At 73.4% G+C, this 27000-nt stretch carries 7 protein-coding genes; 4 read left to right on the top strand and 3 right to left on the bottom strand.

Annotated elements, in window-relative coordinates:
* The 4 genes from gcvT to ACZ62B_RS21075 all read left to right on the top strand — a co-directional run bounded on the left by gcvT (window position 1) and on the right by ACZ62B_RS21075 (window position 4440).
* Window positions 1-1119, top strand: a complete 1119-nt coding sequence (gcvT, locus tag ACZ62B_RS21090) for a glycine cleavage system aminomethyltransferase GcvT (RefSeq protein WP_469691677.1) — start codon at window positions 1-3, stop codon at window positions 1117-1119.
* Window positions 1120-1235: 116 nt separating this feature from the next.
* A complete protein-coding gene (gene gcvH, locus ACZ62B_RS21085) occupies window positions 1236-1613 on the top strand; it encodes a glycine cleavage system protein GcvH (RefSeq protein ID WP_344560796.1) in 378 nt (125 codons plus the stop codon).
* A 14-nt stretch (window positions 1614-1627) separates the two neighbouring features.
* Window positions 1628-2887, top strand: coding sequence for a serine hydroxymethyltransferase (gene glyA / locus ACZ62B_RS21080; protein ID WP_468725239.1), 1260 nt, complete (start codon window positions 1628-1630; stop codon window positions 2885-2887).
* 185 nt (window positions 2888-3072) lie between these two features.
* On the top strand, window positions 3073-4440 hold the full coding sequence (locus ACZ62B_RS21075; protein ID WP_344560798.1) for an L-serine ammonia-lyase: 1368 nt from the start codon (window positions 3073-3075) through the stop codon (window positions 4438-4440).
* 29 nt (window positions 4441-4469) lie between these two features.
* Here the strand turns inward: ACZ62B_RS21075 and ACZ62B_RS21070 are convergent, their stop codons facing one another.
* From ACZ62B_RS21070 to ACZ62B_RS21060, 3 genes are read right to left on the bottom strand one after another with little or no spacing between them, the layout of a single operon-like run.
* The gene (locus tag ACZ62B_RS21070; RefSeq protein ID WP_469691675.1) at window positions 4470-5720 is read right to left on the bottom strand and encodes a DUF6236 family protein; all 1251 of its coding nucleotides are present in this window, start codon (window positions 5718-5720) and stop codon (window positions 4470-4472) included.
* Window positions 5721-5761: 41 nt separating this feature from the next.
* A complete protein-coding gene (locus ACZ62B_RS21065; RefSeq protein WP_344560800.1) occupies window positions 5762-6355 on the bottom strand; it encodes a type VII secretion system-associated protein in 594 nt (197 codons plus the stop codon).
* A 56-nt stretch (window positions 6356-6411) separates the two neighbouring features.
* On the bottom strand, window positions 6412-27000 hold the full coding sequence (locus ACZ62B_RS21060; protein WP_469691673.1) for a lonely Cys domain-containing protein: 20589 nt from the start codon (window positions 26998-27000) through the stop codon (window positions 6412-6414).

The following is a 27000-nucleotide window of genomic DNA, read 5'->3' as shown; positions in this document are numbered from 1 at the left end:
ATGAGCAGTACCGAACCCCGCCGGACCGCGCTCGACGCCCTGCACCGTTCGCTCGGCGCGACGATGACCGACTTCGCCGGCTGGGACATGCCCCTGCGCTACGGCTCCGAGCGCGACGAGCACAACGCCGTCCGCACCAAGGCCGGCCTCTTCGACCTCTCGCACATGGGCGAGATCACCGTCACCGGCCCGGGGGCCGCCGAACTGCTGGACTTCGCGCTGGTCGGCAACATCGGCAGCGTGAAGCCGGGCCGTGCCCGCTACACCATGATCTGCCGCGAGGACGGCGGCATCCTGGACGACCTGATCGTCTACCGGCTGGACGACGCCGAGTACATGGTGGTCGCCAACGCCTCCAACGCCCGGACGGTCCTCGACGCGCTCGTCGAGCGCTCGGCCGGCTTCGACGCCGAGGTCCGCGACGACCGCGACGCCTACGCGCTGCTGGCCGTGCAGGGCCCCGAGTCCCCCGGCATCCTCGCCTCGCTCACCGACGCCGACCTGGACGGCCTGAAGTACTACGCCGGTCTGCCCGGCACGGTCGCCGGTGTGCCCGCGCTGATCGCCCGTACCGGCTACACCGGCGAGGACGGCTTCGAGCTGTTCGTGAAGCCCGAGCACGCGGCCGAGCTGTGGCAGGCGCTCACCAAGGCCGGCGAGGGCGCCGGCCTGGTCCCCTGCGGGCTGTCCTGCCGGGACACGCTCCGTCTGGAGGCCGGCATGCCGCTGTACGGCAATGAGCTGAGCACCTCCCTCACGCCCTTCGACGCCGGTCTGGGCCGGGTGGTGAAGTTCGAGAAGGAGGGCGACTTCGTGGGCCGTGCGGCGCTCGCCGAGGCCGCCGAGCGCGCCGCGTCCGAGCCTCCGCGCGTCCTGGTCGGCCTGGTCGCCGAGGGCCGCCGGGTCCCGCGCTCCGGGTACGCGGTCGTGGCCGGCGGCGAGGTGATCGGCGAGGTCACCTCCGGCGCGCCCTCCCCGACGCTGGGCAAGCCGATCGCGATGGCGTACGTCGACGCCGCCCACGCCGCGCCCGGCACCGAGGGCGTCGGCGTGGACATCCGCGGCAGCCACGAGCCGTACGAGGTCGTGGCGCTGCCGTTCTACAAGCGGCGGAAGTGACACCGTCCTCAGACGGCTTTCCGCGCGTGAGGTGAGCACGTCGTGCCTGCTCACCGGCGCCGCACAGCAGTCCCCTCCCTCATCAGCAGTCCCCCGCGTACAGGAGAATCCAGGACATGAGCAACCCCACGCAGCTGCGTTACAGCAAGGAGCACGAGTGGCTGTCGGCCGCCGAGGACGGCGTGTCGACGGTCGGCATCACGGAGCACGCGGCCAACGCGCTCGGCGACGTGGTCTTCGTCCAGCTCCCCGAGGTCGGTGACGGCGTGACCGCGGGCGAGACCTGCGGCGAGCTGGAGTCCACCAAGTCGGTCAGCGACCTGTACTCCCCCGTCGGCGGTGAGGTCACCGAGGTCAACGAGGACGTGGTGAACGACCCGTCGCTGGTGAACTCCGCCCCCTTCGAGGGCGGCTGGCTGTTCAAGGTGCGCGTCACCGACGAGCCGGCCGACCTGCTGACCGCCGCCGAGTACGACGCCTTCATCAAGGGCTGAGGAGCCGTAGCAGCATGTCGCTTCTGAACACGCCCCTGCACGAGCTCGACCCGGCGGTGGCCGCCGCCGTCGACGCCGAGCTGCACCGCCAGCAGTCCACCCTCGAGATGATCGCCTCGGAGAACTTCGCCCCGGTCGCGGTCATGGAGGCCCAGGGCTCGGTCCTCACCAACAAGTACGCCGAGGGCTACCCCGGCCGCCGCTACTACGGCGGCTGCGAGCACGTCGACGTGATCGAGCAGATCGCCATCGACCGGGTCAAGGAGCTCTTCGGCGCCGAGCACGCCAACGTGCAGCCGCACTCGGGCGCGCAGGCCAACGCCGCCGCGATGTTCGCGCTGCTCAAGCCCGGTGACACGATCATGGGCCTGAACCTCGCGCACGGCGGGCACCTGACCCACGGCATGAAGATCAACTTCTCCGGCAAGCTCTACGACGTGGTCGCGTACCACGTCGGCGACGACGGCCAGGTCGACATGGCCGAGGTCGAGCGGCTCGCCAAGGAGAGCAAGCCGAAGCTGATCGTGGCCGGCTGGTCGGCGTACCCGCGTCAGCTCGACTTCGCCGCGTTCCGCCGGATCGCGGACGAGGTCGGCGCGTACCTCATGGTCGACATGGCGCACTTCGCCGGTCTGGTCGCCGCGGGCCTGCACCCGAACCCGGTGCCGCACGCCCACGTCGTGACGACGACCACCCACAAGACCCTCGGCGGCCCGCGCGGCGGTGTGATCCTCTCCACGGCCGAGCTGGCCAAGAAGATCAACTCCGCGGTCTTCCCCGGTCAGCAGGGCGGCCCGCTGGAGCATGTGATCGCCGCCAAGGCGGTCGCCTTCAAGGTGTGCGCCACCGAGGACTTCAGGGAGCGCCAGCGCCGCACCCTGGAGGGCGCCCGCATCCTGGCCGAGCGCCTGGTCAAGGACGACGTGAAGGCCGTGGGCGTGGACGTGCTGTCCGGCGGCACGGACGTGCACCTGGTCCTGGTCGACCTGCGGAACTCGGAGCTGGACGGCCAGCAGGCCGAGGACCGCCTCCACGAGGTCGGCATCACGGTCAACCGCAACGCGATCCCGAACGACCCGCGCCCGCCGATGGTCACCTCGGGGCTGCGCATCGGTACGCCCGCCCTGGCCACCCGCGGCTTCACGGCCGAGGACTTCGCCGAGGTCGCGGACGTGATCGCCGAGGCGCTGAAGCCGTCCTTCGACGTGGAGGCGCTCCGGGCCCGGGTGACGGCACTCGCCGCGAAGCACCCGCTGTACCCCGGTCTGAAGTAATTTCGTACGCTTTCACACGTACGGACATCAGGGGCATCGCGCACACTGGGTCGGTGGGCGCGGTGCCCCGCACCATGCACCGCCGCATGAACGATCCCTCTCTTCCGACCCCCGGACCTTCCGATCCTCTGAACCACCCTTCCCCGGTGGACAGCGTCGTCCGCCGAACCCTTAGGAGTCCTCCCGTGGCCATCTCGGTCTTCGATCTCTTCTCGATCGGCATCGGCCCGTCCAGCTCGCACACGGTCGGCCCGATGCGGGCGGCCCGGATGTTCGCCCGGCGGCTGCGCAACGAGGACCTGCTGGACTCGGTCGCCTCGGTCCGGGCGGAGCTGTACGGCTCCCTGGGCGCCACCGGACACGGCCACGGCACGCCCAAGGCGGTGCTGCTGGGCCTGGAGGGCGACTCGCCGCGCACGGTGGACGTGGAGTCGGCCGACGAGCGGGTGGAGAAGATCAAGGACGGTGGCCGGATCCGGCTGCTCGGCGAGCACGAGATCGCGTTCTCCTTCGACGACGACATGGTGCTGCACCGCCGCAAGGCGCTCCCGTACCACGCCAACGGCATGACGCTGTGGGCGTACGACGCCTCCGGCGCGGAGCTGCTGACCAAGACGTACTACTCGGTCGGCGGCGGTTTCGTCGTGGACGAGGACGCGGTGGGCGCGGACCGCATCGTGCTGGACGACACGGTCCTGAAGTACCCCTTCCGCACGGGCGACGAGCTGCTGCGCCTGACGCGGGAGACCGGCCTGTCCATCTCCGCGCTGATGCTGGAGAACGAGCGCGCCTGGCGGAGCGAGGAGGAGATCCGCGAGGGCCTGCTGGAGATATGGCGCGTGATGCGGGCGTGCGTGGACCGGGGCATGTCCCGCGAGGGCATCCTGCCGGGCGGCCTGAAGGTGCGCCGCCGCGCCGCGAACACCGCGCGCAAGCTGCGCTCCGAGGGCGACCCGCAGGCCCTCGCCATGGAGTGGATCACCCTGTACGCCATGGCCGTGAACGAGGAGAACGCGGCCGGCGGCCGGGTCGTCACCGCCCCGACGAACGGCGCGGCCGGGATCATCCCCGCCGTCCTGCACTACTACATGAACTTCGTACCCGGCGCCGACGAGGAGGGCGTGGTCCGCTTCCTGCTGGCGGCCGGCGCGATCGGCATGCTCTTCAAGGAGAACGCCTCCATCTCCGGCGCCGAGGTCGGCTGCCAGGGCGAGGTCGGCTCCGCCTGCTCGATGGCGGCGGGCGCGCTGGCGGAGGTGCTGGGCGGCTCCCCCGAGCAGGTGGAGAACGCCGCCGAGATCGGCATGGAGCACAACCTCGGTCTGACCTGCGACCCCGTCGGCGGCCTGGTGCAGATCCCGTGCATCGAGCGCAACGGCATGGCCGCGGTGAAGGCGGTCACGGCGGCCCGGATGGCGATGCGCGGCGACGGCTCGCACAAGGTGTCCCTGGACAAGGTCATCAAGACGATGAAGGACACCGGCGCGGACATGTCGGTCAAGTACAAGGAGACGGCCCGGGGCGGGCTCGCGGTGAACATCATCGAGTGCTGAGGGGACGGGCGCCGTCCCGCGCGTTCCGCTCACACGTCGGCGCCGGCGCTCCGTCGCAGGGCGCGTCCGATGCGGCGTACCGCGGTGGTGGGTCTCAGCCCGCGTTCGACGCGCAGGAGGAAGCTGACCGGGGACGCGGCGAGCGCCGCGTCCCGCTGCCGCCGGGCTCCGCCGAGGATGCCCACGGCCGTCGCGCCGACGCCGGCCACGATGCCCGCCGCGCTGCCCGCCACGGTGCCGCCGACCGTGGCGATCAGTCCGCTCGCCAGGGCCGCCGAGGTGGGGGTGTCGAAGGTGGTGCTGACGGAGGTGGTGATCGTCTGGAGGCCGACGCCGTTCATGGCCTCGCGCAGCTTCACCAGCTCGACTTCGAAGTCCTTGTGCACCGCCTGCCGCACGTACATGTCCAGTGCCTGCGCACTGCGGATGCCGGCCAGCTCCTCGCGCAGGTCCGCCGCCGTCCGGGCGATGGCGTCCAGGTAGGCGAAGAACTCCGGTTCGTACTTCCTGCGGAGTTCCACGATCTTCTCGGCGGGCACCTCGGCGAGCCGTGCGGGGAGCACGCACCGCACCGACAGGACCCCGACCCGCCCCGCCAGGCCGCCGGTTCCGGCCGGGGCGGGGGCCCCGCCCAGGAGGACCGCCGCCATCCGCTCGGCGTCCCAGGGGTCGACGGCCGTGTGGGCGGCCTCCTGGTCGGTGACGGGGAGGAAGGCGGTGCGGACCGCGAGTTCGGCGGTCAGCGCGCACTTGTAGACCCAGGCGAGCGCCGGGTCCATCCCCACCCACGCGTGGTGCGCGCCATGGCTGACCGTGTTGCGCGTCCGCCGCACCGCCAGTCCGGTGCCGAACAGGGCGTCCCTCAGCTCCGGCGACATCTCCCCCGGGTACAGGCCCGCCAGCGGCCGGCCCCCGGTCGAGAAGAAGCGTGCCCGGCCGCCCACGGGTGCCGGTGTGCCGGGCGGCGAGGGTTCGGCGTTCACCACGTCCACGGCGTCCGGTGCGCCGGCGCCCTGGACACCGAAATGGCTCCGCAGCTCCTCACCACGCTCGTCCACGAGTCGCCGCAGGTGCCGTGACGCCGCCTCGACGGCCCCGGCGGGGTCGATGTCCTGGACGAAGCCGAGGCCGTCCCGCAGCACACGGACATGGTCCGGGTCCGAGACGCGGAAGCCCTCGGGCACCACGCGGGCCATCTCCGGCAGGTACAGCGCGGCGGCTTTGATCCACGCCGGGTCACGGAAGTGGACGTACGGGTAGTACAGACCGGTGCGCTGCACGGACACGCTCCTTCGTGGAAGTCCCCGGGCCCCGTGGGCCGTCACCCGGTGATGTTATGAGGACCAGGTGTGCCGTCCGGTCGTGTTCCGCCCGTGATCGTCTCCCCGAGCCGATCGGGCTCCAGCACGCTGCCCGCCGGGCCGGCCGGGTTGACGTAGAGCGCGCGGCCCGGGGGCAGGCGCTCCAGGAGGGCCGGGACGGTGACGCGTTCGAAGGCGAAGCCGCCGACGCCGTCGAGGTGGGGCGAGGAGGTGAAGACCGGGACCACGAGCCCGCCGTCCTCCACCGCGGCGGTCACCAGGGATCCGTCCGGCAGGGTGAGCACCGCCACCTCGGCGGTGGCCAGGGCGCGCAGGACGTCCTCGGGCGGTCCGTAACCGGTGACGGCGAGCTGGAGGGCCCTGTCGACGTCGTCGGTGGGCTCGGGCCAGCCGAGCGATTCCGGGGAGGGACGGTACGCCTCGTTGTCCTCCCACTCCTCGATCTCGCCGGTCGCTCCCGTGCGCCAGCGGCCGACCACGACCCGGTCGGGCGGGACGCCCTCGCCGTCCCAGCCGGGGTCGATCATGCTGATCCAGTGGTCCGGCGCGAGCCGTGCGGCCTCGACGATGTCGTCGGGGGGCGTGGGCGTCATCGCTGTCCCGCTCCGGTCACTCGGCTCGTCGGCCGCCATACGTCCTCCTGTTTCGCCTACTGGGCATCCGGATCACCTGTCCCGAGGGGCGGCAGTCCGAGGATCTCCCGGAACCGGGCGGCGAGGCGCGCGACCGTCCGGGGGTCCGTCCCTTCCGCCGCCAGCAGGTCGGCGAGCCGGCGCACCGCGTCGCGGTACGCCTCCGCCGCGTACCGCCGGTCCGCGAGCACGGAGTCCGCATCGCCCGGCAGGAGCAGCCCGAGGGCCGTGTCCCACGCCTGGACGGCGTCCGGGCCCGGGGTCGCGGTCTCGAAGGCCGTGAACGCCGAGCGCCAGATCCGGCGCGACACCGCGGCCGCGACGGCGTCGAGGGCGTCCGGCCACGGGCCGGGGCGGGCCAGCAGCAGCCGCACCTGGTCGAGCGGTGCCAGTCCGCTGCCCCGCACGCCTCCGCCGAGCTGTGCCTCGACGTCCATTCCGGGGGTGATCTCGATGCCCGCGTCCCTCAGTTCGGCCAGGGTGATGGTCTCGGCGCCGGTGAACCCCGGCGGGGTGCCGGGCAGGTCCTCCGCGCTCACCTCGCCGGCGATCCACCGATGCCGGGCTTCCTCGGACGGCGGCGCCTGGAGCGGGAGGTCGTCGCCGGCCGTGATGGCGTCGGGGGCGGGGCCGGAGGGCCGGGCCGCAGGGCCGGGCGCGGGCGGGCGGGTCTGCGACCAGTGGGCTCCCGTGTCGTCCTGGGGTGAGGTCAGCACGAGGAGGCTCTCGTTCACCGCCGGCCGCCGGTCGAGGAGCCGGAGGGGCCGCGTCGGCAGCCACACCGTCCGGGCTGCCCCCGTCCGGGCGGCGATCGCCTCGGCCAGGCCGGCGTCCCCCGTCCCCGCTCCGACGGGGACGACCGTGACGTCCCGGTCCAGCCGCGCCAGGACGGGGTCGTGGGAGAGCAGCTCGGCGATCTCCTCGTAGGGCACCGGGCGGGTGGTGCCGTCCGGCCAGGGCATGTCGACCTGTCCCGGGGTGGTGCCGCTCATGTCCAGTACGTATCCGCCGGGGTGGTCGCTCTTTCCGGCACCCTTCCGGTGCCAGGGCGCCAGGGCCCCGCGGCTGTTGCCCAGGCCGCCGTCGGGCGATATCACGTAGCGGTCCGCCCACATGCGGCTCGGGGCGGGCTTCCCCGTCCAACTGCGGCCGGCCTTCGTCCCGTTCACGGAGGTGATGAGGGTGCGGTCGTCCAGCGCGCCGTGGCGTTCGAGGTCGTACGCGGCGAGCGCGGTGGGGTCGTAGGCGTCGCGGCCGAGGGCCGCCGCCGTGGCAGCCGTCCGGAGGAGGTCCGTCCGCAGGGTCTCGTCCCGCGGGTCCTCGCCGGGGCCCAGGTGGAGTGCCTTCGTCGTCAGGGCGTCGGGGTCGGGGTGACTCTCCACGCTCTCCACGGCCTGGACCGTCGCCCACAGCGCGTTCTGCCGGTCGGCCGCGGTGACGTGCGCCGTTGTGCGCAGTCCCAGCACCTGGCGGGTCCACCGGTCCGGATCGTGGCGGCCGATCAGTTCGCGGGCCCGGTCCACGGAGGGCAGGGGGACGAAGTCGGGCAGTGCGGACCGGGGGTCGGCGGACAGGCGCGCCGACGCGGCCTCCAGCATCGTCCGTACGTCGTCGGGGTCGGGCGGCGCGGGCCGGGTGCCTGGGGCGGTCGTCAGGCCGTGGTGCGCGCGGGTGACCCGGTCGAGCAGGTCGAGCGTCAGTTCCCCGTACTCCCGCAGGTTCCCGTCCCCGCGGCGCATGGCCTCCAGGGCACCGATGCCGCGCAGCAGTCGACGGTACGTGCCGGCCGGGTCGTCCCTGTCCTCCTCCACGTCGACGCCGAACGTGGCCCGCAGGGCGCGGACCAGTCGCAGTGCCGTGTCCCGGGCCATGGCCGGGGTGAGGTCCGGGGAGGGCTCCAGGCCGGCCTGCGCGGCCAGGACGTCGAGTTCGTCCGGGGTCGGTTCGGGGCGCAGCCTCACCATGTCCACCGGGTCGTTCGCCGGGGTGGTGCCGATGCCGTGGTCGTACAGCTTTCCCTTCGCGTAACGGCTCAGGTGCTCCCTGTCCGGGGCGTAGACGTCGCGCCGTGTCGAGTTGGAGACGTCCTGGGCCGCCGACGAGACGGCGAGCGGGTCGGGGACGAACGGGCGGCTCCGCTTCAGGGCGGCGGCGGTGTGCCCCTCCGGTCCGCTCCCCCAGCAGGACAGGAACACGATGGGGGTGTCCCGGTCCAGCCGGCTCACGCTGGGGCGCCGCCGGAGGTAGCCGCCGGTCTCCGTGCCCCGGACCGGAACGTTGTTCTGGAGCATGTTCTCGACCATGAGGGTCTGCCCCGGCAGGCCGTGGACCAGGAAGAAGTAGGGCTTGCGGCCCTTCCACGGCACCGGCCGGGGATTCCCGATCGGCTCACCGGTGACCGGGTCGTAGACGGACCACTCCGTCGACCGGACCAGATCCTGGAGCCACGGCTCGCGCCGGAGCAGGTCGGCGCCGTTGACCACCGCGCGGCCGACGGGCCGGCCCTCGTCGGTGAGGGTGACCGACTTGACGTCCGCGTCCCGGAGGGTCTTCCCGTCGATCGTGCGCAGGACGCCTTCCCCGGGTTCCGGCCGGCCCTCGTGCGGACCCAGGTCGCCGGGGTCGCTGGCGATCCACTCGCCCACCGGCTCGCCCATCGGCTCACCCGCCGACTCGTCCGTCGACTCGTCGCCGAGGTACCGGTCGTCGGTCACCTCGACGCGGTGCCGGCCGGTGTCGGGGTGCGGCTTCAGGGCGACCTCGCCGCTGTGCGACCACAGCGTCCGGTCCGTCCGGGCCGCGGCCCTGCGCGGCAGGTCCAGCCCCATGGCACCGGCGTTCGGCGAGACGAGCACCACCTCGGCGGCGTCCTCACGGCCCGCCAGTTCCGCGTCCTGCGCCAGCAGTTCGGCGAACTCCTCCGGCGACAGCCGCCACCGCTTGCTGCCGTCCGGCAGGACCAGCCGGACCTTGGTGTGGTCGCCGTCCTTCGTCCCGATCACGTACGGGAGGGGAGCACCGGGCCGGCGTGCCCACGGTGCCGGCCGGGGGTTCCGGTCGTCGCCGTCCATCACGTCGTACGAGGAGACGTCCAGGTCCCAGGCGGGCCGGCCCGTCCAGTTCCGGCCCAGCGGGGTGCCGTCCGGTGCGGTCAGGCGGGTGGCGTCGGACAGCAGGCCCTGCCGGCCGAGGTGGTACGCGGTCAGTGACGCCGTGCTGGTCGCCCGGCCGGCCGCCATCGCCTCGGCCGTCAGCTCGTACAGCCGGCGCACGCGGTGCGACAGGTCGTCGGCGTCGAAGCGCACCGGGGCGGGAGGGGAGTCCGTGGACTCGCCGTCCGTATCACTGTCCGAGTCACTGCCCGAGTCGCTGTCCGAGTCGGGGTCGTCCCCGGGGTTGTCGTCGAGGTGCAGGAGGTTCCCGGCGAGCCGGTCCGGGCCGGTGAAGTAGTCCGGCCGGCCGAAGTCCTCCGGGCTCAGTTCCGCCAGCCGGGCGGCGGCCTCCGACAGGGGGGAACGGTCGACCGTGACGACCGCCTGTCGTCGTGCCGCCCGCCCGGTGGCGCCGTCGATCGGGCCGACGGCGCTGATGTCCCGGCCGCCGCTCTCCGTGACGACCGTGAAGTCCTCGGCCCGGACCGTGCCGCCGCGTACCTCCGCGACGTCGCGCACGCTCTGTTCGTTGAGCTCCAGCTGACGCCCGATCTCCTCGAGGAGGAGGTCGCGCACGGCGTCCGCCCGTTGCCGGCCGACCGTCTCGGCGTGCTCGACGGCGTCACCGGACAGCGCGAAGCGCGGGCCGTTGCTGTAACCGGTGACCGTGATCGTGGGGAGCCGGAGGCCCGCCCTGAGGTCCCGCAGGCCGGACAGCACGATCTGCTCGGCCAGCTCGGCGAGTTGGCGGCGCTGGTCCGGATCGGTGATGTCCCGGTGGCGGTACTCGAAGGCGACCCGGGACCGGGACGGGGGAGGCCCCGGGGCGGGCTCGGCGGGGCCGCCGCCGTCCGGCGTCACGGTGTTCCCGTCCTGGACGTCGTCGAGCGGGTCGTCCTCGGCATCGGGTTCCGGCCGGGGTGTCAGGTCGTGCCCGTCGGGACCCAGTGCGGCCGTCTGCGTCTTCGGGGGCTCCGGCGGGGGCGGAGGCGGGGGGACGGTCGCGGCGGTCTTCACCTGGTCGGTGCGGACGACGACGCCCAGCCGGTCGCTGAACAGGGCCGCCACGTTGGTCAGCCAGTCGGCGGCCTCCGCGGCGTCCAGGTCCGGGCGGACCGTCTCGCTCATGTAGCGGCCCGACTTGTCGTTCACCACCCAGGAACGCAGCTTCGCGCTCCAGCGGAACTCGCCGGACACCCGGCTGCGCCCCGGCAGCGTCCGGCCGGCCGTCTCGCCGCCGTCGTCGACGAAACCGGCGGCGATGCCGGTGTGGCCGAGCCCGTCGAGCGTCTTGCGCAGCGACTCCGCCGTCAGGTCGGAGTCCTTCTCCCGCATCCCCGCCAGCAGCGCGTCGAACTGCTCCGGTGTGACGATCCCGCTCAGGTCCTCCGTGCCGAGGATCACCCGTCCGTCATCGGTGACCGTGTACAGCCATACGGCGTCCCGGTTGCCGGTGATCAGCAGGTCCGGGTCGACCTCGTCCAGCGGCACCCACAGGGGGTTGAGCCGTACGTCGCCGTCCCGGTCGCGTTCCTCGTCCTTGATCCGCTTCGGGAGGACCGGGTCGCCGAACCGGTCGCGGGCCGCGGCGTCGCTGCCGTCGTAGTGGTTGACGCCGTTGTAGTAGACCTCCGTCTGCCGTGTGGCGTTGTCGGGCCCGGCGCCGCTGACCCGCCGGGGACCCGCCGGGAACGACCGCACCACGTCGACCCGCAGGCCGAACGCGTGCGCGAGAAGGGGCAGGAAGATCTCTCCCTCGGGTGTCTCCCAGCGGTGCTCCCAGTTGACGACGGCGTCCATGAGCCTGGGCAGTTCCGTGTCGTCCAGCGGCGCGGTGCTCTGCGTGTAGGCGGTACCGAGCAGGCGGCCCAGTGCGCGGTCGTCGAGGTCGTCGGGCCTCGGCAGCAGATCGTGCCGCTCGAGGTGCTCGAACATCTGGCGCGGGCTCAGGTCCTCGGCCTCCGCCTCCAGTACGGCCCTGGCGTCCTCCGGGGAGATCTCCGGATCGGCGGGACGCGACGCCATGCGGGCGTCGACGTACCGCGCCAGCAGGCCGGCGGGATCGAGGGCCTCGGCCACGGGGACGCGCCGGATGCCGTGGTGGTCGAGGAGGGCCAGCATCTCGGCCCGGTCCATTCCCTCGACGCGCGTCCCGAACTCGTCGGCGACCGTCTGCCGGAACTGGCCGATGACCTGCGGGTGCAGCCTCCCTCCACTGCGGCCCACATGACCCTCGACGTAGGAACGCATGGCCCTCAGCACGGTCCGCGAAGGGCCGCCCCTGCTGCCGGACACGGCCTGACCACGCAGTTCGCCGCGTACCGCGTCGGGATTGCCGAGCCAGTCGTACGCGGCGCGGTCGGTGGCGGCGAGTCCGGGCAGACGGCTTCGGATGTGCACGGGGTCGCCGGCCATGAAGGAGTAGAGGAGGCACTCACCCGTACCGGGCACCCGTACGCGGCGGCCCCTCGCCGGACCGCCGACGCCCTCCGGATCGGAGACCTTCCCGCCGTCCTTCGGACCCGGAACCTCGGGTCCCACGGCCACGGCCTTCGCCTTCGGGGCCGGGGGGTGCGTGACCGGCGCCGTGGGTCCCGTGCTCTTGGGCGGGGGCTTGGCCCCCTTCGGCAAGGGGTCAGTGCCCTTCGGCAGCGGCTCCGCGACCTTCGGGAGCGGCTCCGCGGCCTTCGGCAACGGCTCTGTGCTCTTCGGGAGCGGCTCCTTCGGCAGAGGCCCCGGCTTCGGGCCCTCCGGCAACGGCTCCGTGCTCTTCGGGAGCGGCTCCGCGACCTTCGGCAACGGCTCTGTGCTCTTCGGGAGCGGCTCCGCGGCCTTCGGCAACGGCTCTGTGCTCTTCGGGAGCGGCTCCGCGCCCTTCGGGAGCGGCTCCTTCGGCAGAGGCCCCGGCTTCGGGCCCTCCGGCAACGGCTCCGTGGCCTTCGGGAGCGGCTCCGCGACCTTCGGCAGCGGATCCGGGCCCTTCGGCAACGGCTCCGGGCTCAGCGGCTTCGTGGTCTTCGGCAGGGTCGCTTCGGTCGGCAGTGCGAGTTGGTAGTGGCGGTCGTCGAGGCTCAGGACCACGTGGGCGCCGGAGTGGGGGGATGCCCCCACGAGGGCGTGGAGGGCCGGGGTTCCCGTGGGGTGCTCGGGGAGGAAGTCCTGGAAGGCGCCGTCGCTCCCGACCACCGTGACACGTACGCCGAAGGTGCGTGCGGCGAGCAGCGGGAGCAGGTCGGACGCGGCGTGGTTCCAGCCGGCCTCGGACGGGGCGTCGCCCCGGCGCAGAAGCTGGGTGACCGCCAGTTCGGCCCGTACCTCGGGGGTCAGCGCGGCGGCGTGCGGGATGAGGCCGCCGAGGCCGTCGAACTCACGGCGTGCGGGGGTGTCCGTCCCGAGGTCCAGGCCCGCCGCGGCGATCTCCTCCGCGCTGAAGGCGTCGGTGTGGTCGGGAGCGACCGCGGCCAGCAGGTCCTCGTCGGCGTGGTCGGTGAGCCGGGAGGCCATCCTCCGGCGCAGTTCGGACATCGCCCGCGGGTCGGCGAGGTCGATGCCCTCGGCGGCCAGCAGCCCCGGGGCGGCACGTTCGAGGCCCTCGGCGAGCGCGCGGAAGAAGGCGTCGCCGTCCCTCGGCACGTCGTGGAGCGTGTACGTCTTGTCCTCGGGGGACGTGAGGACGGTGTCCGGTGCCTCACCGGTCCTGGTGTAGCGGGGCGGGGCCGGGGGCTTGGGCTTGGGTGCCTTGGGCGGGGCCTGGTAGGTCACCTCGGGCGGTTCGGCGAGACCGGCCAGCTTCTCCCGGCCCTCCGCGGTGGCCGCGAGCCGGTGCCAGCGGGTGAGCTGGTCCGCCCCGGCCCGTACCCGGTGGTACTCCGCCGCGGCCTTCTCCGCCGTGTCCCGGAGCGCGTCGAGTTCGGCGCGCCGGGTGTCGAAGGCGTCGCGTGCCGCGTCCCGGCGGGTGGTGGCGTCGTCGAGGTCCCGGCCGGGCGCTCGCGCGGACAGCAGGGCCGCGTCGAGCCGCGCGTCGGCCGCCGCCTTCTCGGTGCGCGCGGTCTCCAGCCGCAGATCGGCCGCCTTCCGCTGTTTCCCGGCGGCCGTCTCCGCGTCGGCCAGAGCGGCCAGAGCGGCGTCCCGCTCCTCCCGCAGGAGGTCCGCCCAGCCGTCGTGCTCGGGGGCGGCGCCGTACTCGTTCTCGGTGAACGCGTCGACTTCGGCCCGTGCGGCGGCCACGGCCCTGTCCGCGAGGTCGTGCTCCCGGCGTGCGTCGGTCTCGGCCTGCCGCAGGGCGGTGTCCGCGGCGGTGACGTCGGCGCGGGCCAGGTCGACCGGGCGCGTGGCCGCGCGGGCGACCCGGGCGGCTCTGTCGAGGGCGGTCTGCGCGGCGTCGAGGTCCGCGCGCAGTCCGCCGGAGGCGCGCCGCTTCTTCCAGTAGGCCTTGTCGGCGTCGACCCACGCCTTGCTCGCGCTCTCGACCGCGTCCCACGCCTTCGAGACGCGCTCGGGGAAGTTCGTGTCGGTGATGATCCGCAGCTCGCGGGCGATGTCCTCCCGGATCCAGGTGACGACGTACGCCTCGGACTCCATCGCCTGCGGACCCGACCGGGCCTTGGCGAAGGTCCCGCCCCGGATGCGGTTCGCGAGCCTGGAGTCCACGATGCCGCGGTGCACGTCGCCGACGCCGATCCAGGTGGCCGGGACGGCGAACAGGAAGGAACGGCCCGTCTTGGGCTTGAGGTTGCGCGAGGTCAGGTGGTCGTCACCGACCGGCATGCTGTCGCCGTCGAGGTCGTTGGGGCCGGGGCCGAAGGCGCCGATCTGGTTGAGCCCGGCGTTGTTGGGAGAGTCGTAGAGGAAGGCGCCGCCGAGGCTCGAGGACTGGCTGTGCTCGACGGACGACGACGTGCCGGCGTTCTCCCCGTACCGTCTGAGCACCTCCAGTTTCTTGCCGTCGGCGACCGTCAGCAGCAGCGCGCGGCTGAAGTCGGGCGCCGAGCGCAGCGTCAGTTGCCCGGTGTCGGTGCCCACGAGGGACTTCTCGGTCAGCCCCGCCACCTGGTAGCCGTCCGGTTCGGTGGTGCGGGGGAAGAACGCCGTGACCGCCGTGGAGCTGGTGCCGTCCTCCAGTGCCTGGGCCGAGCCGGTGCCGAGGCGGGTCAGTCCGGTCTCCCTGGTCCTGCGCAGGAGTTCGGTGAGGGCGGCGGCGTCGGGGCCGTCCTCGGCCTCCAGCGCCCGGAGGGGGAAGCCGACGTCGTACGCCTTCGTGAGGAGGAGGTCGCCGGCCATGCGGATGTTCTCGATGCCGATGATCCCGCGGGGGTGCATGCCGTTCTCGGGGAAGGTGAACGGCCGGGTGGCGCCGTCCCCGTCCCGGACCGTCAGTGTCTCCCCCACCTTGGAAAGAGGCACCGGGCGGGGCGGGCCGGCCAGGGCGGGGTCGGCCGCCGGGTCGGGCGCGGGCAGCGGCCGTCCGGTCCCGGAGGTGCCGGTCCCGTCCGTCTCCGTCGGTGACGGCACCGGCTCCATCAGGCTGAGCGGCACGTGCTCGCGCAGCTCGCCGACGTCGTCCTCCTCGACGATGCTCAGCCGCCCCCGGAAGCGGTCGAGGGCCGTAAACTCCGCCTCCTCCCGCTCCGGGTCGGCCGGCGCGCCGGTGTTGGGGGTGTCGTCGGCCTCCAGGGTGATGCGCATCCGGTACGGGGTGACGACCTCCGCGTGCGGTTCGGTGGACGCCGCCCGGTAGATGGTGACGGTGGTGACCGTGTGGCTCGACGCGACCGTCTTCCGGTTCGAGCCGCCCTCGGTGTACGTGGGTCCGGCGGCCGGGACATGAGGGTCGCCGGTGTACACCGCCTGGCTGGTCAGGAAGCCCAGGTCCGCCCCGGCCGAGGACTCCGAGTTCTGCTGCGCGGTCTCGATCGCCCGCCGGTTCTCCTCCAGCTCCGCGCTGTGGTCGAGCCCGTCGAACACGGGTGTCCCGGGGATCAGTTCGACGCGTGCCCGCACCCGCCGGCTGCCGATCCGGACGCTGTCCCAGCCCCAGCCGCCGGCCTTGACCAGGGTCGACGGGCCGGTGGTCGTCATCTCCCCCTTGAGCGCCCGGGTGGCACGGCCCGTCACCAGCTGCCGGATCCGCTCCCGGCTCTCGTCGTCGAGTCCCAGCTTCCCGATCCGCTTGTCGAACGCGAGCAGCACGTCCGTGGGGTCCAGCGCGTTCACCGCGTACGTGCCGAAGGCGGCGCCGCGCATCCAGGGCTGCGGCGTCCAGGCCTGAGCGGTGTAGCGGGGGACGTCGCCCAGCCCGTCGTCGATCAGCCCCATCCGGTGGGCGCTCTTCTCCGGCAGGTGTCCCAGCAGACCGCCCGGACTGGTCAGGGCCGTCCCCGCCGCTCCGGCGAGGGAGCCCGGTACCAGGGCGCTGCCCGCCGCTGCCGTCCCGATCCGGCCCATGCCCAGCCGGCTGGAGAGCAGCGCGAACCAGTGCTGCACGTCGCCGGCCACGAGCACCTGGTGGGTGAAGCCCTTGCGGTTCATGTCCGCGACGACCGTGCGTACGACGCTGAGGCTGTGCGCGCCGGTCCGCGAGATGGGGTTGGCGACGATTCCGTAGCCGCCCATGAGGCCGTGTCCCGGGTTCTGGGCGACGGAGTAGATCAGCTGGCCGCCGAAGACGAAGCTGGTGCTGTTGCTGATCTTGCCGGCCGCCTGGCGGGTGCCGCCGAGCGTCATCTCGGTGTCCATGGACATCGGCGGGGTGAGGGCGTTCAGGTTCCCGACCGTCGTCGCGTACCGATAGGTTCCCCACAGCTCGCCGTACGGCCCCTTGCCCAGCAGGCCGCTGCCCACCAGGCCCAGCGGCCCCGAGCTCTGGTCGAAGCTGGACGCCAGGTACTGGGGGGTGAAGGTGCGGACGATCGCGTCCCGGGTGGGGGCGCCCTCCTTCACCAGTTGCCAGGCGCTGCCCGACGCGGTCTGCAGGACGCGGTTCACCTCCGCGATCAGCGTGGGCGACAGCACCATGTTCACGATGACGAACGGGTGCTGCCGGAACTCCTTGAACTGCCGTGTCCCGCGGTCGGCGAGCCGTCCGGCGGGCTGGCTCGCGTCGGGGCCCGCGGGCAGCACGAGGTCGCCCTTCGCCAGGGCGAGGGCCCGCCCGGTGGTCATGGACGCGGGTGCGGGCTCGTCGGACAGGTACGGGTTGAGCGCCCCGTCCGCGTGCGGGTCCGCGTCGGGGGTGTGCTGGACGGGGACGCCGAGGAGCACCTGTCCGGTCATCGGGCCGCCGCCCCGCAGGTGGCCCAGCGGTGTCCGGCCGAAGAGCACGTTGACCGGCTCGTCCAGGACCAGCAGTCCCGGCAGCCCGAGGCCGAGGCCGCGGATCAGGCCGCGGGCCCGCCAGTAGCCGCCCATGGTCGCGGTGAGGGAGAGGTCGTAGCGGTAGAGGTGGGTGGGCTGGTTGGTCACCGACATCGGTTCGTTGGTGACGGTCGAGCCGAAGGTGGTCTCCGCCTCCCACTGCCATCCCTGGCGTGCTCCCAGGGTCAGCCCGAGTGTGTTCCTCGGGAGGTCCGCGCCGTCGCGGTTGTTGTCACGGCCCGAGAACGTGCCCTCGAAGCCCAGGTCCACGCCTCGTTTCGCGCTCGTCTGACCGTCGAGCCGGTCGACGCCCTGGGCGCTGAAGCGCATTCCCTCGTCGACGTCCTTGCCCTCGTAGCGGCGCCCGGTCAGCGTCCCGCGCACCCGGAGGGTGTAGTAGGTCGTCCCGACGGAGTCGGGGTCCGTGAGCCTGATCGGCAGGCCGACCGTGGTCAGCGCCTCCAGGTTCGCGGTGACGTTCTGCTGGGACAGCACGCCGAGGATCTGGAGGGTGTTCTGGAGCGCGATCCGGTACTTGACGGGATCGGTCCACCGGGGCGGCATGGGCAGGCCCTGAGCCGCCTGGAGCACCTGGTCGGGCCTGCGCCTGAGCAGGTCGCCCAGGCGGGTGCGCCAGCCCTTCGGCAGGTTCGGCGGCAGCAGTTGGTCGAGGGGCACCACCAGGTCCTGGTTGAGATTCGAGACGGCGTCGACGACGCCGTCGGCGAACGCGTCCAGCAGGGTGCGGCCGACGCCGTCCGCCGCGTCCGGGGTGACCCGGGTGCGCAGACCGTCGTCGAAGGTGAACTCCTTCACCCGGTGCATGCCCAGGGTGCGCGGGTGGTCCACGGTCAGATAGGCCGGGACGAACGGCGGGGCGGCGCCGTTGCGCAGGGCGAGGGTGGTCCCGTCGTCCCATCCGGCCAGCCGCCGTGCCTCGGAGCTGGTCATCCGGTCCAGGCTCCAGGTGAGGAAGCGCGTCGGCGGCGCGTTGTCGCCGGCCCGCCGCACCCGCACCGACTTCACGACCAGGTAGAGGGCGGTCCTGGGACCCTTGACCTGTCCGGCCGACTTCAGGGTGCCGGCCGCGCCGAGTCCGACCGACCAGGTCTTCGCGTACGAGTACTGGGCGGTCGGCCCGAACTGGAGCCGCAGGTCGAAGGGGGCCGTGCCGGGGTCGAAGAAGTTGAAGGCGGGGCCGGCGACGGCCTGCAGCAGCAGGCTTCTGCCCTGGGCCCGGCTGCGCTCGCTGCGGACCGTCGAGGTGTTGATGTCCCGCATCTCGGCCTGGTCGGTCTCGCCGACGAGGATCGCCTTCCGCGGAATCAGTTCCTCCACCACGAAGACGCCCAGCGGTGACTTCTTCTTGTCGTCGGCGAACAGCGGCGGGGTGGTGATGCGGCCGCGCGCCATCGTGCCGCCGTGCCGCTGGAAGCTGTCGCCGGAGAAGAAGACGTCCAGTTCGGTGTAGGCGGAGCTGCCGGGGAGGGCTCCGATCTGTCCGGCGGCCCAGTCGCGGATCGCCGCGACGGGGCCGAACCCCTCGATACGGACGAAGCGGTACTGGGAGTTGCGGTCCAGGTCGATGGAGCGGGGGATCCGGCCCGGCTCCGGGATCCTCGTCACGCTGTCGGGCAGGCGGACCTGGAGGCCCTTGCGGACGCCGAAGGCGAACCGGGCGGGCACGGCCGAGTCGGTCTCGGGGTCGGGGTCGGTGCCGGGCCCGGGGTCGATGCCCGTGACGACCCGGCCGGCGGGGTCGGTGACGCGTATCTCGTAGTGGATGTCGTCCAGGAACGCCCGCGACTTGTCCAGTGTCCGGGTCTCCATCTGGTTCATGCGCTGGTCGGTCAGGGTGTAGCCGACCTTGTTGATGAAGCCGAACCGCAGGGCGAGCCGGCCGAAGCCGCCGAACGCCGCGGTGCCCGCCGGGCCGATCGGCCCGCCGAGGCCGTACTGGGAGTTGGCCTGCATGTTCTTGGTCAGCCCGAAGGTCGCGGCCGCCCGGTGCATGCTGTCGATCTTCGTCGAGTCGCCGATGCCGTCGTCGAACGGGGCCCAGGTGCCGTAGTGACGCGCTCTGACCCACGCGACGCGGGCCTTTCCGTCCGCGTTGACGTACGGGAACGGGCGCCCCTGGCCGTCCGCCAGCGTCTTCGGCTTGTCCCGGAGCGTCTGCCGGATGTCGTCGAGCAGCCGTGAGTCGTCCGCGGGCCGGGCGTCCGGTCTGCGCCCCAGTTCGCGGTCGATGGCGTCCAGGGCCTGTTCGGTGCCGCGCAGGACGACCGTGCTCTGACCGAACGTGCTCGGGTTGGCGAGGAGTTGTTCGATCTCGGCGGCGGTCAGGTCGGACGGCAGCAGCGACGGGAGGTCGTCGACGTACGCGGGCATCCGCCTGCCGTCCGGGAACCGGGCCGGGGCGCGGCGCCTCGGCGGGGGCGCCATGGCGGGGTCGAGGCGCGGGGCGTCCGGGGGCGGCGGATCCGGCTCGGTGGTCAGCGTGACCAGGGTTGTCGTCGGGTCCGGCCCCGAGGGCGGAGGCGGGCCGGGAGGGGTGACGGTCTCGCCCCCGGCCGTGGCCATGGTGGGCGGTACGGGGGTGTCCGCCGGGGACACGGGGGCCTGCCGGACGGCCGACCAGTCGTCGGCCCGCTGACGCCGGCCGTCCGCCATGGGCAGCAGGGAGAGGACGTGCGGCTTCGACGGGTCGCTCTGGGCGAGCAGGCCCACGGGCCCCGGTGAGGTCCACACACCGCGGGCGGTCCCGGCGCCGACGAGGGCCCGCCGGCCGACGGCCCGCGGGTCCGTCGGGGCCGGGGTCGTGGAGGCGAGGACGATGTCGGCCGTGCGCGGGAAGTCGTTCAGCGCCGGGTCCACCGCGAGCAGTTCGGCGATCTCCTCGTAGGGGACCTCGGCGCGGAAGCCGCCGGGCAGCTCCATGGTGAGGTGGTCGGGACCGGCCCCGCCCCGCACCAGGTACGGGGCGGGCTTGGCGGTGTCGGTGGTCCACGGCATCTTCGCCCGGCGCAGCGGACGGTGGCCGCCGTCCGGGGTCGCCGCCATGACGAGGGCGGTGCCGACGTCCACCGTCGCGTTCGACGGGCCCGGCGCCCAGTTCCGGCCGGCCGGGGCGCCCGAGTCGTCGGACAGCAGGGTGTCCGGCGCGAGGGCGCCCAGGGTCTCCAGGTGGAACGCGCCCAGCGCGACCGGGTCGTCCACGTCGACGCCGAGGGCCGCCGCGCGCGCCACCAGGTCCAGGAGGTCGGACAGCCGGGACGGGTCGGGCCGGTCCAGGTGCAGCACCCTGCCGGTGAGGGCCGCCGGGTCGGGGGTCCTGCTCTCCCACTCCAGGGTCCTCACGGTCGCCCAGAACAGCCGGGCCCGCTCGGGCGCCCCGATGACCACCTGGTCCGGGTCCAGCCCCAGGACGTGGGCGGCCTCGGCGTTCACGTCCTCGTCCGTGAGACCGTCCAGCCCTTCGGCCACGGTGGTCACGTGCGGCAGGGTCACGAAGCCGGTGAGCACGGCGCCGGGGTCCAGGCGCACGGCGTCGGCGGCCCTGGCCAGCAGGTCCCGGTAGGCGTCGGGTCCCGGCTCGCCGTCCGGGTCGCCGTGTTCCGTCGCGCGGATCTCGCGGGCCGCGCGCTCGAACAGGTCCAGGCCGAACGGCACGGCATCGCGCAGCACCGGGTCGGCCGCCCGCATGGTCTCCAGCGCGCCGATCCCCGCGAGGAGTTCGCCGTAGCGGCTGTCGTCCTCGATCGCCGGCCCGAACGTCAGCCGCAGCGCGCGCACCAGCCGCAGCGTCCGCTCGCGGACCTCCTCCGGGGCCGGCCCCGCCGGGTCGGTGTGCAGGCCCGCCGCGCGGGCGCGGTCGTCGAGCGCGGCACCGTCGGGTTCCGGCCGGTGCTCCACCCACTGCCCGCGCCGGCCCCGCGAATCCGTGAGGATGAAGTGGGAGACCCGGCCGTCCTCCCACTGTCTGAAGCCGACCTCCTGGGTGGCGCCGTAGACGGTCCGGCCGGTCTCGTTGGCCACGTGCTGGCTCTGGCTGACGTCGGCCAACGGGTCGGGGACGAACGTGTCCGTGACCAGTCTGCGCCTGCGGGTGAGTCCGGGCGGTGTCGCGGCGAAGCACTCCTGCATCACGATGGCGTGGTCCTCGGGGAGCCGCGCCAGGCTCGGGCGGCGCCTGAGCATGCCGCCCGTCGCCCGCTCCCGTTTCCGGTGGCGGGGGTTCGAGCGGGTCGGCAGCGCCGTCTCGCCGGGGGAGCCGTGCGCGGCGAAGACGTACACCGGCTTGCCGGCGAACGGGACGGGCCGGTCGTCCTTGGTCCACGTCCCGTCCTGCCGGTTGACGTGGTAGAGCTCGGTCGCCGTCGCCGAGTGCCGGATGCCCGGCAGCAGTCGCGCGCGGTCGCCGTCCTCGAACACGGCCCTGCCGATCGGCCCCTGGTCGGTGACGATGGTGTGGGACCGCAGGTCCTGTTCCCAGAAGGGGGCGCGGGCGGACTCCGCGGGGTCGGGCAGCAGGCCGGGAGAGCTGCGGATCCAGTCGGTGCGGTCACTGCCCCGGGCGCTCCGCAGCGGCACCGCGTAGGGGTGGGAGGCGGTTCCGTCGGGCCCTTGGGCCACGCCCACTTCGCCGTTGGCCGACCAGACGTCCCGGCCGATCCGGTCCGCCAGCCGGCGCGGCGGCTCCAGACCTCCTCCGCCGGCGTCGGAGACGAGCAGCAGCACCGGCACGTCCGCCGGGAGTCCGCCCAACTCGACGTCCAGGGCGAGCAGTTCGGCGAACACGTCGTACGGCACCTCGCGCGGGGCGCCGTCGTGGCCGCGTACGACGACATGGTCGCGGTCGCCGTCCGCCCGTACGACGTAGGGGTCCGGGCCGCCGGGCCGGTGCCAGGGCGCGGGCCCCACCTCGTCGCGTGACAGGGCGCCGTCGGCCAGGGGTCCGGTCTTCCCCGTACGGGTGAGGTCCAGGTCGTCGGTCCCGCCCTTGCCCCGGGTCCAGTCGCGGCCGCGGGGGCGCCCGTCGAGGCCGGTGGTCATGGCGTGGGTGGGTGACAGCACGCCCTGGCGGTGGAGGTGGAGCGCGGCGAGGGCGGCCAGGCTGCCCGCCGGCTGTGCCGTCTGTGCCGTGGCCAGCCCCAGCAGCCGGCTGCGCTGCGCGTCGGTCACCGGGTCGGCGTGGTCCAGGAGCAGCACCCGGCGGGCCACGGCGTCCAGGTCGAGCGGGCCGGAGTCCAGCAGGGGGTCGGCCCGGCGGAGCCGGTCGAGGCGGGCGAGCCCTTCGCGGAAGTCCGGGTACAGGGGGTTCGACGTGACGGCGGGGCCGTAGATGTCCGCCAGCAGTTCCCGGTACCGGGCTTCCTCCGGGGCCGGCTCCTCCGCCCGGTCCTCGTTCACGTCGTCGTCCTGGTGGTCGGACAGCGGGGTGTCGAAGCCGTCCAGCACGCCGTCCAGGCTCGGCAACGGCGTGTCGAGACCGCCGACCGGTCCGGGATCGAGGAGGTCGGCGAGAGCGGCGGGCGGCCCGGACGGCGCCTCGGTCCCGGGGCGGTCCGCGAAGGTGACGTCGTCCACTCCGGTGCCGCCGGTGCCGGGCGCGGTGAGGTCGCCGGGCCGGACGGCCGCCCAGTCGGCGGCGGCCGGGCGGCCCGGTGCGCCGGGGAGCAAGGTGGGGACGTACGGCCGGGACGGCCCGGTGGCGGCCAGCGCCACGTTGCTCCGCGAGGCCCATACGGCGCGGCCGGTCCCGGCGCTGACGACGGCGCGCGGGTCGGTGCCCGGGATGGTGCCCGAGGTGGTGCCCGGTCCGGTGGGCGGGGACGCCTTCGAGACCGCCAGGACGATGTCCGTGCCGTCCGCCGGGCGGGTGTTCAGCACCGGGTCCCGTGCCAGCAGCTCGGCGACCTCCTCGTACGGCACCCGGCCGCGGAAGCCTCCGGGAAGGTTCATGAGCAGGTGGTCCCCGCCTCCTCCGGCCCACACCGTGTAGGCCGAGGGGCCGCCCGGCACGCTCCACGGCGGTCGCTCCTGGCCGACGGGCCGGTAGCCGCCGCCCGGCTTCGGAGCGGCGACGACGACACGGTCGGTCGCCATGGTCGCGTTCGGCGGGGCCTGCGCCCAATGGCGGCCGACCGGCGCGCCGTCGACGTCGCGGAGCTGGGTGGCGGACGAGAGGGCGCCGAGCGTCTCCAGGTGGAAGGCGCCCAGTTCGGTCAGGTCGTCCACGTCGACGCCGACGGCCGCCGCCTGGGCGACCAGGTGGAGCAGGTCGGGGCGCCGGGCCGGGTCCGGCTGTTCCAGGTGCAGGATCCTGCCGGTGAGGGTGTCCGGGTCGGGGGTCCTGCTCTCCCACTCCAGGGCCTTGACCGTCGCCCAGAACAGCCGGGCCCGCTCGGGCTCCCCGACGGCCGCCGGGCCGTCGTCGAGCCGCAGGACGCGGGCGGCCTCGGTGTCCAGGTCCTGGTCCGTCAGGCCACCCAGCCGCCGCGCGGCGGCGGTGACGTGGGGCAGGGCGACGAAGTCGGAGAGCACGGTGTCCGGCCGGCGGCGTACGGCGTCGGCGGCATCGGTGAGCAGGTCCCGGTGGGCGTCGGGGCCGGTGTCACCCGGCCGGCGGGCGTGGGCCGCGCGTTCCAACAGGTCCATGGAGAACGGGCCGAGGTCGCCCAGGGCCGGGTCGGCCGCCCGCATGGTCTCCAGCGCGCCGATCCCGGCGAGGAGATCGCCGTACCGGCTGTCGTCCTCGATCGCCGCGCCGAAGGTCAGCCGCAGCGCGCGGACCAGCCGCAGGGTCCGCTCGCGGGTGGCGTCCGTGACCGGCAGTTCGGGGTCCGTGTGCAGGCCCGCCGCGCGGGCGCGGTCGTCGAGCAGGTCACCGGTGGGCTCCGGCCGGTGCTCCACCCACGTGCCGCGCCGCCCCCGCGAGTCCGTGTAGAGGCGGTGGACGAACTTCCCGTCCGGCAGCGTCGCGAAGCTGACCATGTGGGTGCCGCCGTACGCCGTGCGGCCGGTCTCGTTGGCGACGTGCTGGCTCTCGCTGACGACCGCCAGCGGGTCGGGGACGAAGGTGTCGTCGATGCCCCTGCGGGTACGGACCACACCCGGCGGCCCGGCGCTGGAGCACGCCTCCATCAGTACGCCGTGGTCCTTGGGGAGCCGCGCCAGGCTCGGACGCCGCTTGAGCATCCCGCCGGTCTCCCGCTGCCGGGTGTGGTGCCTCGGGTCCGTCGTGGTCGGCACCCGGGTCGCGCCGGGCCGGGCGTGGGCGCTGAAGACGTACACCGGCTTGCCGGCGAACGGAACCGGCTCGTCGGCCTTGGCCTCCTCCTTGGTGACCGGGTTGTAGTGCCACAGCTCCGACGACTCCGTCGCGAGCTTCAGCACCGCGAGCCGGCGCGGGGCCTCGGAGTCCTCGAACACGCCTCTGCCGATGGTCACGCCCCCGTCGCCGACGACGCTGTGCGACAGCATCTCGCGCTCCCACTCCGGCGCGTTCTCGCGCTCCGCCGGGTCGAGCACCTGGCCGGGGGTGCTGTGGATCCAGTCGGCGCGCGGTATCCCCTCCCCGTACAGCAGGGAGACGACGTACGGCTGCGACGGGTCGTGCTGCGGGGAGACCTTCACGGTGCCGTTGGCCGACCAGACGTCCCGGCCGATCCGGTCCGCCGCCTGGCGCGGCAGGTCCAGGCCGCGGGCGCCGGCGTCGGGGACGAGCAGCACCACGGGGGTGTCCGGGGGCAGCGCGGCGAGCCGGGGGTCGCGGGCCAGCAGTTCGGCGAACACGTCGATCGGCACCTGGCGCGGGGCGCCGTCGTAGCCGCGTACGACGATCCGCTGGTGGTCGCCCTCCGCCATGACGACGTACGGCTTCGGCTCGCCGGGCCGGTGCCAGGGCGCGGGCTCCACATCGCCGCGGCCCAGGGTGCCGTCGGACTGCCGGACCACCTTCCCCACCTCGGTGAGGTCGAGGTCGGGGATCGCGGCGTTCGTCCAGTTGCGGCCCCACACGCCGCCGTCGTCGGCGGTCAGCGCCTGGGTGGCGGACAGTACGCCGCGGAGTTCCAGGTGGAAGGCGGACAGGGCGGCCAGGCTGCCCGCCGACTCCACCGCCGGGTCCATCGCCACCCGGAACAGCTCGGCGCGCTGCGCGTGGGTCACCGGGTGGGCGGTGTCCAGGAGCAGCACCTGGCGGGTCAGGCCGTCCAGGTCGAGCGGGCCGTCGCGGAGCGCGGGAGCGGTCTGCCGGAGCTGGTCGAGGTGCGCGAGGGTGTCACGGAGGGCGGGGTGGAGGGGGTTCGTCGCGATGTCGGGGCCGAACACGTCCGCGAGCAGCCGGTCGTACAGCGCCTCGGTGGCCGGGTCCGACGCGAAGTCCGGTTCGGGCTCCGACGCGTCCTGGTCGTCCTCCCAGTCCATGATCATGTCGACCGAGTCGGGGGAACCGGGCGCGGAGGACTCCCCGGCCGGGATCTCGGCCGGCGCCCGGGAGCTGAGCGGCGTCTCGTCGACGGTGACGGGCGGTGCGGACGACACGCCCTGGCCGACGGCCTGGGCCGGCTCCACCGTGGAAGCGGTGGCCGGCAGGTCCTCGGACTCGGTCCGCAGGTTCCGGTACGACGAGGGGGTGCGGATGTCGTCCGGGGACGTGCCGGCCGACGGGTTGAGGGTGGAGAAGACGGTGTCCGGGGCGTTCGCGTACGCGTTCGGCGTGGGGGTGGGGGTGGGGGTGGGGTACGACGGCTTGACCGTGCCCGTCGCGCCCGCCATGCCCGTCGCACCCGTCGCGCCCGCCATGCCCGGGAGGCCGTACGCGTTGACGCCGGTGCCGGTGCCGTGGACCGTGTCGTGGTCCGGGAGGGACGAGACGGACGATACGGACGAGACGTCGCTGGTGTCGCTGAAGACCGACGCGGTGTCGCTGATGTCGCCGACGGAGGAGCCGGCGCTGTACGTGTTGCCGGTGTAGGCGTTCCGGTACGTGTCGCCGTTCACGTACGTGTCGCCGTAGGTGTCCCGGTACGTGCTGCCGTCGTCGTACGTGTCGTCGTACGTGTCGTCGTACCGGTTCTCGTACGCGTACCGGTCGGCGCTTCCGCCGCCGTCACCGTCCCGGTTCCCGCCGCCCGGCAGGTCGTTGACGTCGCCGGAGCCGAAGTCGATGTTCTCGAAGTAATTCTTGTAGACGAACTTCCCGCCGAACTCCGCTCCGGTGGAAGCCGCTTCGAAGATCAGGCCGCTGAGGCCGGCGCTCAGGAACGTGCCGGGGTTGAGGGTGAACGTGCCCAGGAAGATCAGGCTGGTGAAGGCCTCGGCGAAGGTTTCCGCCTGCCCCTCGTTGAGGAAGCTGAACGGGAGCTCGGAGGCCTCCTTCCAGAAGCGGTTGTCCTTGAAGAACTTGTTGATGAACTTTCCGCCGATCTCGCCGAAGATGCCTCCGAAGAGTCCCGCGAACGCGCCGGCGACCGCGGACTGGCCGATGTCCGTCCAGTCGAACTTGTCGCGCCGGCGCTCCGGGTCGTCCGGCGCGGTCATGGAGATGAGCTGCGAGGCGAACGCGACGAACGCCTCCTGGATCGCCTCCAGCAGCACCGACAGCGGCGTGGGGACGGCGTGTCCCAGCCGCTGGAGGAGCAGCAGGATGGTGAGCGCGGTGCGGGCCTTCTGGATGGCGATCTCGGTGAGCGACGTACCGCCGGTGAAGACCGCCAGCGCGGCGATCAGGGCCAGCTCGATGTTCATCAGGATGAACTCGATGAGGATCTGGTACTTCGCCTCGGACAGCTTGATGGACCGGTCCACCTGCCGGGCGCCCAGCTCCCGGAGTTCGTCGGAGAACTTCTGCAGGTGGTTCTGGCCGTTGTCGTCGACGAAGAGCTTCATCGCGGCGACGAACTCGTCGGCGATCCGCGGCGGGAGCGAGTTCCCGGCGGTGGAGATCGCTCCCTTCATCGCGTCGGACAGGTCCCTGACGTCGTCCGCCAGCCGCTGGTAGGGGTTTCGGCTGTCGAAGCCCCGGTCCTCGTTGCCGGTGGCGACGTTCGCGCCCACGTAGACCTCGAGGAACTCCCGGAGGCCGGGCGAGAACAT

The organism is Streptomyces sp. NPDC053426 (assembly GCF_055585405.1).
Note: the sequence above shows the minus strand (reverse complement) of the source record. Positions and strands in the feature narration are given on the sequence as shown.

Coding starts and splice junctions, on each gene's coding strand:
- ACZ62B_RS21065 (WP_344560800.1), bottom strand. CDS start 6,355: ATGACGCCCACGCCCCCCGACGACATCGTCGAGGCCGCACGGCTCGCG.
- gcvT (WP_469691677.1), top strand. CDS start 1: ATGAGCAGTACCGAACCCCGCCGGACCGCGCTCGACGCCCTGCACCGT.
- ACZ62B_RS21060 (WP_469691673.1), bottom strand. CDS start 27,000: ATGTTCTCGCCCGGCCTCCGGGAGTTCCTCGAGGTCTACGTGGGCGCG.
- gcvH (WP_344560796.1), top strand. CDS start 1,236: ATGAGCAACCCCACGCAGCTGCGTTACAGCAAGGAGCACGAGTGGCTG.
- glyA (WP_468725239.1), top strand. CDS start 1,628: ATGTCGCTTCTGAACACGCCCCTGCACGAGCTCGACCCGGCGGTGGCC.